This is a genomic window from Paraburkholderia dilworthii, from assembly GCF_000472525.1.
Lineage (GTDB): Bacteria > Pseudomonadota > Gammaproteobacteria > Burkholderiales > Burkholderiaceae > Paraburkholderia > Paraburkholderia dilworthii.
The window spans coordinates 1-12078 of record NZ_AWZT01000040.1 but is presented as its reverse complement, the minus strand read 5'-3'; the positions used below and the strand labels follow the sequence as shown (position 1 = coordinate 12078).

At 62.0% G+C, this 12078-nt stretch carries 10 protein-coding genes, 1 tRNA gene and 1 pseudogene; 3 read left to right on the top strand and 9 right to left on the bottom strand.

Going from position 1 to position 12078, the window contains the following annotated elements; translation table 11 throughout:
* The first annotated feature begins 116 nt into the window (after positions 1-116).
* Both F759_RS0126850 and F759_RS0126845 read left to right on the top strand, forming a co-directional pair.
* A complete protein-coding gene (locus tag F759_RS0126850; protein WP_027802576.1) occupies positions 117-1436 on the top strand; it encodes an MFS transporter in 1320 nt (439 codons plus the stop codon).
* A gap of 2 nt (positions 1437-1438) precedes the next feature.
* Positions 1439-2362: an amidohydrolase family protein gene (locus F759_RS0126845; RefSeq protein ID WP_027802575.1), complete on the top strand. Its 924-nt coding sequence runs from the start codon at positions 1439-1441 to the stop codon at positions 2360-2362.
* Positions 2363-2454: 92 nt separating this feature from the next.
* On the opposite strand, the gene F759_RS0126840 is transcribed toward F759_RS0126845, so the two are convergent.
* From F759_RS0126840 to F759_RS0126805, 8 genes are all read right to left on the bottom strand, one after another.
* Positions 2455-2531 (bottom strand) — tRNA-Val (locus tag F759_RS0126840).
* Positions 2532-2610: 79 nt separating this feature from the next.
* On the bottom strand, positions 2611-4113 hold the full coding sequence (locus F759_RS0126835) for a M81 family metallopeptidase (RefSeq protein ID WP_027802574.1): 1503 nt from the start codon (positions 4111-4113) through the stop codon (positions 2611-2613).
* Complete coding sequence (locus F759_RS0126830) at positions 4110-5408, bottom strand: Zn-dependent hydrolase (protein WP_027802573.1); 1299 nt, start codon at positions 5406-5408, stop codon at positions 4110-4112. The genes F759_RS0126835 and F759_RS0126830 overlap by 4 nt, the downstream gene beginning before the upstream one ends.
* A 32-nt stretch (positions 5409-5440) precedes the next feature.
* A complete protein-coding gene (locus F759_RS0126825; RefSeq protein WP_027802572.1) occupies positions 5441-6142 on the bottom strand; it encodes an ABC transporter ATP-binding protein in 702 nt (233 codons plus the stop codon).
* Positions 6139-6906: an ABC transporter ATP-binding protein gene (locus F759_RS0126820; protein WP_027802571.1), complete on the bottom strand. Its 768-nt coding sequence runs from the start codon at positions 6904-6906 to the stop codon at positions 6139-6141. Before F759_RS0126820 ends, F759_RS0126825 begins: the two co-directional genes overlap by 4 nt.
* Positions 6903-7976, bottom strand: coding sequence for a branched-chain amino acid ABC transporter permease (locus F759_RS0126815; protein ID WP_027802570.1), 1074 nt, complete (start codon positions 7974-7976; stop codon positions 6903-6905). Before F759_RS0126815 ends, F759_RS0126820 begins: the two co-directional genes overlap by 4 nt.
* The gene (locus tag F759_RS0126810; RefSeq protein WP_027802569.1) at positions 7973-8833 is read right to left on the bottom strand and encodes a branched-chain amino acid ABC transporter permease; all 861 of its coding nucleotides are present in this window, start codon (positions 8831-8833) and stop codon (positions 7973-7975) included. The genes F759_RS0126815 and F759_RS0126810 overlap by 4 nt, the downstream gene beginning before the upstream one ends.
* Positions 8834-8914: 81 nt before the next feature.
* Positions 8915-10123 carry an ABC transporter substrate-binding protein gene (locus tag F759_RS0126805; protein WP_027802568.1) on the bottom strand — a complete coding sequence of 403 codons (1209 nt, stop codon included), beginning with the start codon at positions 10121-10123 and terminating at the stop codon, positions 8915-8917.
* A gap of 244 nt (positions 10124-10367) precedes the next feature.
* Between F759_RS0126805 and F759_RS0126800 the strand changes: the two genes are divergently transcribed.
* Positions 10368-11228, top strand: a complete 861-nt coding sequence (locus F759_RS0126800) for a FadR/GntR family transcriptional regulator (RefSeq protein WP_027802567.1) — start codon at positions 10368-10370, stop codon at positions 11226-11228.
* 713 nt (positions 11229-11941) lie between these two features.
* Here the strand turns inward: F759_RS0126800 and F759_RS43075 are convergent.
* Positions 11942-12078: pseudogene (locus tag F759_RS43075) on the bottom strand (IS256 family transposase); the annotation flags it as partial.

Sequence of the window (12078 nt, the reverse complement as noted above, 5' to 3'; positions counted from 1 at the left end):
GATCCGCAGGTGAGCAAGGGTTATCCCCCAATGACCCGGCGCCGGATCGCGCGCAAGATACATACAGTCCTATATATGAATAGAGAAACGGCAGGAACGAACGGACGGAGATGGCTATGTTCACGTGGTACAAGCAAAGCACGCGAGTCGAGCGCAATACCTTCTGGGGATGTTTCGCGGGATGGGGACTCGACGCGCTCGATGTGCAGATGTTCACGCTCGCCATTCCGGCGATCATCGCCGCCTATGGTATCGACCACACGCAGGCAGGCGCTATCAGCAGCGTCACGCTGATCTCGTCGGCTCTGGGCGGCTGGATTGCAGGCGCGCTGTCGGACCGCTTCGGCCGCGTGCGCACCTTGCAGATGACGATTCTCTGGTTCGCCGGCTTCACCTTCCTATGCGCATTCGCGCAAAGTTTCCCGCAGTTGTTGCTGCTTAAAGCGATGCAAGGCTTTGGCTTCGGCGGCGAATGGGCTGCGGGCGCGGTCTTGATGGCGGAGACGATCCGCACCGAACATCGCGGCAAGGCAATGGGCGCGGTGCAAAGCGCATGGGCCGTGGGTTGGGGTGCCGCGGTCCTCGTCTACGCCGCGGTATTTTCATGGCTGCCCGCCGACACCGCCTGGCGCGTGATGTTCGCAGTCGGTCTGCTGCCCGCCGGCCTCGTGCTGTTCGTGCGGCGCAATCTGAAAGAGCCGGTGCGCGTTGCGTCCGTCGGCGCCGGCGCCGGCGTGGGGCCCAAAGTCTCTGCGTTCGGCCAGATCTTGCAGGTATTCCAGCCGCGCGTGCTGCGAACCACGATCGTCGGTGCCGTGCTGGGCACCGGCGCTCACGGCGGCTACTACGCGATCATGACGTGGCTGCCCACGTTCCTCGCGAAGGAGCGCCATCTGTCGGTGTTGAATACGGGCGGCTACCTCGCCGTCGTGATCGTCGCGTTCTGGTGCGGCTGCATGCTGAGCGCGTATTTGCTCGATCGCATCGGCCGGCGCCGCAACATCGCGTTGTTCGCTTTGTGCTGCATCGTCACCGTGCTCGCGTACGTCATGCTACCGCTGACGAACACGCAGATGCTCGTGCTCGGTTTTCCGCTGGGCCTCTTCGCCGCGGGCATTCCAGCAAGCCTTGGCCCGCTCTTCAACGAACTGTATCCCGCCGACATGCGCGGAACCGGCGTCGGCTTCTGCTACAACTTCGGGCGTATTGCGTCCGCGGGCTTCCCGGTTCTGGTCGGCTACATGAGCCATTCGATGTCGCTCGGCGCGGCCATCGGCATCGACGCAGCCATTGCGTACGGGCTCGCGATGATCGCGGTGCTGCTGCTTCCCGAAACGCGCGGCAAGCGTCTGCGTGGCGTAGCGCCGGAGCAGTCCGCCGATGCCAACGATGCCACCGACGCAGCGCGTCTGAACCTGAACTCTCCACGTAGTTGAACATGAACGCCTTTGCATCCTCACCTCCGTTTGCACGAGGTGGCGTCGACACGCACGCGCATGTTTTCGAGCAAGGTTTGCCGTTGACGTGCGACCGGCGCTACGCGCCCACCTACGACGCAACGCTCGACGACTATTTGCCGCTGCTGAACGAGCATGGAATCACGCATGCTGTGCTCGTGCAGCCGAGCTTTCTCGGCACCGACAATCGCTATCTGTTGCAGGCGTTGTCCGCGAACAGTCAGCGTCTGCGCGGCGTCGCCGTCGTGGCGCCCGAGATAACCGCCAATGAACTGGCGGACCTGCACCGGCGTGGCGTGACGGGAATTCGCCTCAATCTGATGGAGCAGGCGCTGCCGGACCTGCGCGCGCAGCCGTGGACCTCGTTGCTCGACAACGTTGCGCGACTAGACTGGCATGTCGAACTACACAGAAACGCAGCGGATCTGGCGCCGATGATCGACCGGCTCCTGGAGCGCGGCCTGCGCGTCGCCGTCGATCATTTCGGCCGGCCCGATCCCGCTTTGGGCACACAGGACAGCGGCTTCAAAGCGTTGCTCGGTTTTGGCAAGACGGGGCGCGTGTGGGTGAAGGTGTCGGGAGCGTATCGCTGTGCGGCGCCGGGCTCGCCGTTCGTTCGCGATGCAACGACGCAATTGATCGAGCAGTTCGGCGCAGAGCGTTTGATGTGGGGCAGCGACTGGCCGCACACGCAGTACGAAACGGTGACGAGTTACGGCGACGCTTTGTCGACGCTGCTTAATGTCGGTCTCGATTCGGTCGCTCTCCATTCGGTCGGTCTCGATTCGGCCGCTCTCGGGGCGATTTTGCGAACCACTGCTCTTTCGTTCTATGGATTCGACGTTGAGCCCGTCGCGCACAATGCATCGCCAACGACCGCCGCTTTGCAACGCGCGACGTATTGATTACAGGGAGAAGAAAGCGAGGAGTTGAAGCGGCTGTTTCGACAGGACAGTAGACGAAAGCGGAGCCGCTTCCGTCTACGCCACTGATGCGTTGGTAGGCTCGATTGGATTCGAACCAACGACCCCCACCATGTCAAGGTGGTGCTCTAACCAACTGAGCTACGAGCCTGTAGAGGCGCGAATTATAGAGAGTCTCTCGGAACTGCACAAGAGCCGGACGGCATTGATGCTATCGATGCTCGCGACGCTCAATGCGACGCTTCCCACTCGGCGTGTGCATCGAGTGGAAAGACCGGGCGCTTGACGTTCCTGAAAGCGAACAGGCCATAGTCGGAACTCGTCACGCCGCGGCTATCGCACTCCACGAGCCCGGCGGAGATCGGTACGAAAACCGGGCGGCAATACATGCGCGATTTGAGCAGCAGGAAGCGCGCGCGACGCGGGTCGATGCCTACGCTTTCGAACACGCCGAGATCCCACGGTTCATGGGTGTGCTCGGTCACGACGAGTTTCACCATGCCCGTGTCGAGCACCGCAGCGCGTCCCATGTGGGCCCGCTGCCCGGTGTAAGTCGGCCCGCTGATCACATACTCGCCGTCGGTCAACGCTCGTACAACACCGGTCATCGCGACGGGCGCACGCGGCGTCACCGCACTGCTTCCCACCTTGTTGCCGATCGTGATGGTCACGGTGCTGCCGACACCCGCGGCCATCAACGCGGCCACTGCTTGCGGATCGCACAACGGCCCGGTGACGATGCCGTCGAGTTTCTGGCGGAGCGCTTCTTCGAGCAGGTCCATTGTGTCGCACGTGCCGCCCGACATGCAGTTGTCGCCATGATCCAGCAGCAGCACCGGCTTGTCGGCGTCTTTTGCAAGCGCAGCGGCTCGTGCCACCGATTCCGCGAGCGGCGCGCTGCGATAGACGAACTCCTCGCGCTCATTCCAGATTTGCCGCGCGATGCGCTCGGCCACCGCTTCTGCTTGCGCGAGTTCGCCGTTGCCGACGACCACGACGCTGATACACGGCGCCTCGATATCCGCAAGCGAAAAGCCGGACAACACCGAAACCGCGAGCATGCCGTCTGCTTCGGCGGCGCGAGCTGCATCGACGGCACGCTTCATCGCACCTTCAGCGGTCGCGCTGCGCAGCGTGTGCGTGAGCAGTGGCGGCCGACGCCAGGCGATCACCGGCTTCGCTTCGCCATGCATGAGAGCAAACAGCAGACGCGCCGCATGTGCGCCGGTTTCATACATATCGACGTGCGGATAAGTCTTGAAGCTAACGATCACGTCAGCGTTGTCGATCATTTTCTGCGTGACGTTGCCGTGCAAATCGAGCGCGACGGCAATTGGCGCATTGGGCAGTGCAGCGCGCACGCGTTCCAGCAGATCGCCTTCGCCGTCGTTCGAATTCTCCGCGACCATTGCGCCGTGCAAATCGAGCATCACCGCATCGCAACCGCGTGCGGCTGCAAGAATCGCGTCGCAGATCGCGTCGTATGCGGCGGCCTCGACGGGTCCACTCGGATTGGCCGCCGCCGACACCGGCGTGACGACCTGCGCGCCTTCGCGCGCAGCGGCGTCAATGAACGCAGCCATCGCGGTCTGCATGCCCTTGTTGTCGTTGAACGCGTCGTCGCCGAAACTCGGGCCGATGTTCGTACCGTTCTGTCCGAAAGCGGACAAGGGCGTCGCCACCGGCGAGAATGTGTTGGTCTCGTGATTCATCCGCGCGATGAGGATTTTCATACGTTCGAGCCCTCCGACACTGGCGCTGTCTGGACAGTTTGCGCCGCTTTCAACATCGCGTGCAACAGCACATTGCAGCCGGCTTCCAGATGATCCGCGCGCGCGTCCTCGATCTCGTTGTGGCTGATGCCGTCCTTGCAAGGCACGAAGATCATCGCAGCAGGCGCGACGCGCGCGAGATACACAGCATCGTGGCCCGCACCGCTGATCACGTCCATCGAAGACAGGCCCAGCATATCCGCGCCTTGCTTGACGGCGGCCACCAGTTCCGCGGCGAACGGTTGCGGCGCGAAGTACACGACCGGCTCGATATCTACAGCGATACCCGCTTTGTCGCTCGCGACCGCGCACGCTTCGCGCAGCGCGCTATCCATTGCGGTGAGCGTGGTGTCGTCGGCAGCGCGCAGGTCGACTGTCAACTTGACGCGACCTGGAATGACGTTGCGCGAGTTCGGATGCACGTCGACGCAGCCGACCGTGCCGCGGCCATGCGGCGCATGGCCGAGCGCGATACGGTTCACGGCGTGAATCAGATCGGCGGCAACGAGCAGCGCATCGCGGCGCAATTCCATCGGCGTGGGTCCTGCATGCGCTTCCATGCCGTGTACAGTCACGTCGTACCAGCGTTGACCGAGCGCGCCCTGCACGATGCCGATGGTTTTATCGTGCGCTTCGAGCACCGGACCCTGCTCGATGTGTGCTTCGAAATATGCAGCAACGGTATGCGGTTTCGCATTTTCGCCAATGTAGCCGATTGCCGCTAACGCATCGCGCACGCAGACGCCGTCGCGATCGCGCTGCGCAAGCGCATGTTCGAGCGTGAAGGCGCTGGCGAAGACACCCGACCCCATCATCACCGGAACGAAGCGCGAGCCCTCCTCGTTGGTCCAGACAGCGACTTCGAGCGGCGCTAGCGTCGTGACGTTTGCATCGGCCAGCGTGCGCAGCACCTCGAGACCGGCGAGCACCCCATAATTGCCGTCGAACTTGCCGCCGGTGGGTTGCGTGTCGATGTGGCTGCCAGTCATCACCGGTGGCAGGTCGTCGCGCAAGCCCGCGCGGCGCGCGAAGATATTGCCGATCGCGTCGATCCGAACCGTGCAGCCAATTTCCTTTGTCCACCTAACGAACTGATCGCGCGCGATGCGATCGAGTTCGGTCAGCGCTAGCCGGCAGACACCGCCCTTCTCCGTCGCGCCAATTTGTGCGAGCTGCATAAGGCTGTTCCAAAGCCGTTCGCCGTCGACGCGCAAACGACCGAGTGCCTCGCTGCGTTGGGATTCATGAACTTGCATCAATGCTTCCTTGTAGTGATGTCCGCGCGAGCTCAGACCACGCCGACGCCCAGATAGCGATCCTTGATCGAATCGTCGGCGGCGAACGACGCGTTGTCGCCCGAATAAACGATCACGCCCTGTTCGATGATGTAGTGACGATCCGCGAGTTGCGTGCAGACTTCGAGGTTCTGCTCGACAAGCAGAATCGCCACGCCGGCCTTTCGAATGAGCCTGAGTTGCGCGACGATTTCTTCCACGATCACCGGCGCGAGACCTTCCACCGGTTCATCGAGCATCAGAAGGCGCGGATGGTTCATCAGCGCACGGCCAATCGCGAGCATCTGCTGTTCGCCGCCGGACAGCTGTCCGCCGCCGTTCGTGCGCCGCTCTTCCAGCCGCGGGAAAATACGGTAGATGTCGTCGAGTTGCCACGGCNAGTCCTTGCGCGCGCCCAGGCGCAAGTTCTCCTCCACGGTCAGCAAGCGAAAAATACCGCGGTGTTCGGGCACGAAGCACACGCCGCGCGATGCGATCCGATGTGGCTGCAGCCCGCTTATCGTCGCGCCGTTGAACTTCACGCTGCCGTTCTTCGGCGCGACGATGCCTGCAATCGCCTTGAGCGTGGTGGATTTTCCGGCGCCGTTGCGGCCCAGCAGCGTGACTGTCTCGCCTTCCGCGATCTGCAAGGAAACACCTTGCAGGATGTGACTTTTGCCATAGAAGCCGTGAATGTCCTGCACGTCGAGAATCATGCGCGGCCTCCGGTGATCATGTTGCCGAGATAGGCGCTGCGCACGCGCTCGTCGCCGCGAATTTCATCGGGCCGCCCTTCCACCAGCACGCGTCCTTGCTGCATGACGGTGATCGTGTCGGAGATGTCCATCACGATGCCCATGTTGTGCTCGATCAGCACGACGGTGTAGTCGTCGCGCAGACCGCGAATCAGTTGCTTCATATCGTGGAGATCGTCGATGCCCATTCCCGACGTCGGCTCGTCGAGAAAGATGGCCTTGGGTCGCGCGGCGAGCGCCATGCCGACTTCGAGCCGCCGCTGCTGACCGTGCGAGAGCGCGCCTGCCGCGACTTTGCTGAAGCGCTGCAACGCGAGGCGTTCGAGCACGCCGTCGACGGTATTCGTGTGAGCCAGTGCGCCGCGCGGCGGCGTCCATGCATTGAGCGCGCGCACCGAATCGACGCCTTGTGCCGCGAGCCGCAAGTTTTCCTGCACGCTCAGGTTCGCGAACAGACTCGTCACCTGGAACGATCTCGCGACGCCGCGACGTACACGCTTGTGGTCGGGCTCGTGCGTCACGTCGTGTCCGTCGAACACGATCGTTCCCGCGGTGATCGGCAGTGTGCCGGTCAGCACATGAAAGAGCGTGGTCTTGCCCGCGCCATTCGGACCGATCACCGAATGTACGGTGCGCGGCATGATGCGCAAGTTGACTTCGGAGAGCGCCGTGAATTTGCCGTAGCGCTTCACCACGCCGGTTGCGTTGAGAATGGCCTCGGTCATACGCGCCCCTTTGCGGCGTCGTCGTCGGCTGCTGCGTCTGCGTCTGCATCGGCTTGTGGATTGCGGCGCAGCGCTTGCCAGATCCGTTCGCCGAGTCCCCACAGACCGCGCTGCATATACAGGCTCACGGCCATCAGCACGACGCCGAGCAGCAGCAGCCAGCGTGGCCACAACGTTGAGAGCCAGTCGGCGAACAGCACGTAGAACGCGGCACCCAACACGGACGCAAACAGATTACCGGTGCCACCGATCACGGTCATCACGAGGATCATCTCGCTCGTGTGATAGTCGATGTTGGACAAAGGCGCGATACCGGTCATCAAAGCATGCAATGCACCCGCCAACCCTGTCACCGCGCCGGACACCACGAACGCCATCAGCTTGAAACGCTTGACGTCGTAGCCGACGGCGGCAGCGCGCGCTTCGTTATCGCGGATCGCGAGCAGCGTGCGGCCGAATAAGGAGTGCGAGACACGCATCAACAGCCAGAACACGATGAGGAAAAGCACCGCGACGAATCCGTAGTACTGCCAGGGCGAAGTGAGCGGAATCAGCTCTTTGCCGGGCAATCCAAGCGCCGGTCGTGGAATGTCAAGCAGACCATTGTCGCCGCCGGTGAGATCCGGCGTGGTGTATGCGAGGAAGTAGAACAGTTGCCCGAATGCGAGCGTCAGCATCACGAAGTATGTGCCGCGCTGTCTGATCGAAAACCATCCGACAAGTGCGGCCGCGATCGCACCAGTCGCGATCGCAGCAAGCAGCGCGACGGGCACCGGCAACGCAGCTTTGGTCAGCACGAGCCCCGCGCTATAGCTGCCTAGTCCGAAGAAGATGCCCTGCCCGAACGACAGCAGTCCCGTGTGGCCGAGCAGAAGATTGCAGCCCAACGCGGCGAGCGCGAACACGAGCACTTCCGTGGCGAGCGAGCCCGAGCGCAGCGTCAGCGGCAAGAGGCAGACGACGAGCAACGCGAGCAACATAAACCGATAGCGATGCAGCGCGTGTCTGAGCGCGCGCTCCGACGCGCGCGGAGCCGCTTTGCTGACGGCGGATTCTGGAGTGTCGATCACGCGGCTCTCCCGAGTAGGCCATTGGGCCGCAGCAGAAGAACGGCGGCCATCGCGACGTAGATCATCAAACGTGCGCCCTCGGGCCACAATGTGCTCATCACGCTTTGCACGATGCCCACCAGCAGGCCGCCCACCAGCGCGCCGAGGAAATTGCCCATGCCGCCCACCACGACAACGACAAACGCGACGCCGAGCGCCTCGATGCCCATGAACGGATCGACGCCGCGAATCGGTGCAGCCAGCACACCTGCGAGCGCGGCCGTGGCGGCACCGAGCGCGAACACGAGACTGAACACGCGCAACACGTTGATGCCGAGCAGCGAGACCATCTCCGTCGATTCGCTGCCCGCGCGCACCGCGCTGCCAAGACGCGTGCCCTCAAGGATCCACCAGAGCAGCGCGGCGAGCACCGCTGTAAAGCCGATCACGAACAGCCGGTACTTCGGATAGACGAAACTGCCCCAGATCACTACGCCGTTCAGCATGTCTGGAATGGCCACGTTGTCGCCGAGCGGACCCCACACGAGGATCGCGCATTCCTGCACGACGAGCGCGAGCCCCACCGTCACAAGGATATGAAACTCGTGCTGTTGCGCGTAGACGTGCCGCAAGACGAGTTTTTCGACGACCCATGCCAATGCGCCAACTGCAATCGGCACCACGATCAGCGCTGTCCAGAAGCTCATCGACCACTGCATCACCTGATAGCAGAAGTACGCGCCGAGCAGATAGAAGGCGCCGTGCGCGAAGTTCACGAAGCGCAAAAGTCCGAACACAATCGACAAACCGACCGCGAGCAGGAAATACAGCATCCCTACCCCAATGCCGTTGACGATCTGCAAGAGGTAAACGTTCATGGCGTCCGTGTGAGGAATTGACGAAACTTCACCGCGTATGTGCGTGCCGCGATGCCTGCGGCGCAGCGACGCCCGCGCGCATCAAGCGAGCTTGCAACCGGTCTTGTCGAGCGGCAGGAACGATTGGCCTGAACTCACGATATCCGCGTAATCGTCGGCGTTTTTCATCTTGTTCTTCGCCTTGCCCTTCAACAGATAATAGTTCTTCAGCACCTGATGATCGCCCTTGCGAACTTGTTCGGGACCTGTCAAACCGTCGTATTTCATACCTTCGAGCGCGGCGACCACTTTCTTGGGATCGACGTTGCCGGCCTTCACAATGCCGTCCAGCAAAATCTTTGTGCAGATGTACGATCCTGCGAGGCTGTAGTTAGGATTGCTCTTGAACGCCGCTTGCGTGCGTTTGACGAGATCGCGGTTGAGCGGCGAATCGATTGCGTGCCAATACTGCGCGCCGAAATACACGCCGTCGCACAAGTCCGCGCCGAGCGACTCGAACTGCTCCAGACCGGAGGCCCACGCGAGCAGAATCGTGCAGTTGTTCTTCATGCCGAAGCTCACGGCCTGGCGCAGCGTGTCGGAAGATTGGGAACCGAAGTTGAGGATCAGCAAGACGTCCGGCTTTGCGGCGACCGCGTTCGTCAGATAGCCGCTAAATTCTTTCTCGTTCAGCGAGTGATAACTGTTGCCCACGTGCTCGATGCCTTTCTCCTTGAAGACGGCTTTCGCGGCGGAAAGCAGGCCGTCGCCGAACACGTATTGCGGTGTGATCGTGTACCAGCGTTTGGCCTTCGGCATCATCTGGATCAGGGGACGCACCGTCTGTTCGATCGCGCCATACGTGGGCACCGACCAGCGGAACGTCGCGTCGTTGCAGTCTTTTCCTGTGATTTCGTCCGCGCCGGCTGTGGTGATGAAGACACCGCCGGCCTTCTGCACTTCCTTGCCCATCGCCAATGATTCGGAGGACAAAATACCGCCCGCAAAGAAGCGAGCATTTTTCTGCTGCGCGATTTCCTGAACCCGGCGCACGGCTGTCGCCGGCTTGCCTTCCGTGTCGAGCACCGAATAGGCGAGTGGTTCGCCAAGCACCTTGCCGTATTGTTCGATGGCGAGCTTCATACCGAGGTCGGCGTACTTGCCGTTCGCGGCGAACGCGCCCGACATCGGCACCGGACAGGCGAATTGCACGCTGCCTGCCTGCGCAAAGGCACTGCGCGCGACGAGCGAGCCCAGCGTGCCCGGAACGGCCGACAACGCGGCCAGCTTCAACATATTTCGGCGATTCAAAATGACGCTCCTTGGAAGAGACACGCACTGAACGACTGCGAAAACTTGCTGGCCACGGTGAAGTTTTCACCACATCGGCGTTGTTCTATTTATCATGATAAATAGGTTTGATTCGATCGTAGGTACAATAAATTCCAGTGTCAATAAGGCAAAATTCCTGGCGGCTGCGAGACAGCCTTCCTTGCGCCGCGCTTGGCGCCCGTGGAACGCTTGATGGTGCAGTACACAAATGGGAGCAATGAAAATGGCGATGGATCGAGCCAAGGCTGGCGCCGCTATTGAGATCAAGCAGCAAAAGCGCGGCGATCTGGTCGCGGAAGAAATCAAGCGGCTGATCACGGAAAAGGATCTGAAGCCGGGCGATCGCCTGCCACGCGAGGTCGAGTTGCAGCAGCTGTTCTCGGTGAGCAAGAGCACGATCCGCGAGGCGCTGAAGTCGCTCGAGGTTCAGGGACTCATCAAGGTGACGACCGGGCCGACTGGCGGCGGCATGGTGGTGGAGGTGCCGCTCGACCGGACCTTGCAGCTTCTGCAGAACTATCTGTTCTTCAAGGACGTTTCCATCGACGACATTTACACCGTGCGCAAATTGCTCGAACCGGAACTCGCGGCGGGCGCGGTGCCGTACCTGACGGAGCAGGATTTCGAAGCGCTGGACGCGAGCATTGCATGCTGCGATCGGCCCGCTTCGGCGCACGGCGGCCAGGACATCGTGCGACAACGTCAGGAGGATGTGAACTTCCACGACATTCTGGCGGCAGCGAATCCGAATCCGTTCCTGCGCTTTAGCTGTGAGTTGATCAACGAAATGATCCGGCAGCTCATCGAGTTTCGTAACGATACTCCGCAGGTGGAGCATGAGCGGTTCGGCCAGGCCAACGTCAAGATTCATAAGGCGATCACGAAGGCGGCGCGCGAGCGCGACGTCGAAAAGGTACGCGAGCTGATGACGGTCCATATGACCGAGGCGCCGCGGTACGTGAAGCGGATGAAAGGGAAGCTGCGCGGGAGATTGATTCTTGATTCGGAGATTCGTCGCCGCGTGCGCGCGCGAAGCGTTGCTCCTGTGGGTCCGGAGGCTGATGCGGTTGACGGCGGGGAATGATTGAGGTGGGGCGGGTTGGCGGCGGAGTTTGAGCCGTGGATGAGGGGATCGTGTGCATGGCGGGCGCCGGTGTGCTTGAGGCCGGTTCGCGGCGAGTGGATTGTTCGTTGATGCGCTTCGCGTCGGCAGTGGGGCGTTGGCGGTGAGGCGCTCGTGGTGGGTTGGCGGTTGGGGTCGCCCGTGGGGTCGCCGGTATGGCTGCAGGCGGCGTTGCCCGCGACCTGGCCGGTGGTTTGCCGGTGGTTTGCCGGTGGTTTGCCGGTGGTTTGCCGGTGGTTTGCCGGTGGTTTGCCGGTAGTCCGGTGGTCCGCCGATGAGTGCCGTTGGGTCGACGGTGAAGTGACGGCGCGGACACGTGTGATCTCGTTGCCACACCCGCCGGACGCCGACGCGGACCAAGCCGTTCGCGCCAATTGGTTCGCTGACACAAAAGCGCGATCCACAGCAATTGACGGGCAGTGACGTCGACAATCCGATTTGTCGCATGGCGCCGCCGAAGCTGATGATACGATTGCCGCCGCCAACGGGTGCTGACGCCGACGCCAAGACGCGGTTAGTCGCGGACGGCGGATCGCAGTGGGTGGCTTTCTGTCGGGCGAATAGCTATTGGCGGCGTCGGAACGTTGGGCCAGCTTTCGGTTCATTGCGGCAGCTTTGCCATTTCGCAGGGCGGAGGTGTCAGAAATTTCGTGTGCTGAGGCCGGTTAAAAATCTCAGCTGATGGCGGCGGTGAATCGCTCACCGAACAGGATGGCGAACTGATTGACAGCTTGCCGCCAGGTGATAGGCGGCATCTTCCAATCCTTTTCAATGTTGCGCAAGGCCAGATACAGCAGTTTGCTGGCGGCTT

What these genes read in the sequence shown, in the direction of transcription:
- F759_RS0126800 (WP_027802567.1), top strand. Translation starts at nt 10,368, where the DNA reads ATGGCGATGGATCGAGCCAAGGCTGGCGCCGCTATTGAGATCAAGCAG.
- F759_RS0126845 (WP_027802575.1), top strand. Translation starts at nt 1,439, where the DNA reads ATGAACGCCTTTGCATCCTCACCTCCGTTTGCACGAGGTGGCGTCGAC.
- F759_RS0126810 (WP_027802569.1), bottom strand. Translation starts at nt 8,833, where the DNA reads ATGAACGTTTACCTCTTGCAGATCGTCAACGGCATTGGGGTAGGGATG.
- F759_RS0126835 (WP_027802574.1), bottom strand. Translation starts at nt 4,113, where the DNA reads ATGAAAATCCTCATCGCGCGGATGAATCACGAGACCAACACATTCTCG.
- F759_RS0126820 (WP_027802571.1), bottom strand. Translation starts at nt 6,906, where the DNA reads ATGACCGAGGCCATTCTCAACGCAACCGGCGTGGTGAAGCGCTACGGC.
- F759_RS0126830 (WP_027802573.1), bottom strand. Translation starts at nt 5,408, where the DNA reads ATGCAAGTTCATGAATCCCAACGCAGCGAGGCACTCGGTCGTTTGCGC.
- F759_RS0126850 (WP_027802576.1), top strand. Translation starts at nt 117, where the DNA reads ATGTTCACGTGGTACAAGCAAAGCACGCGAGTCGAGCGCAATACCTTC.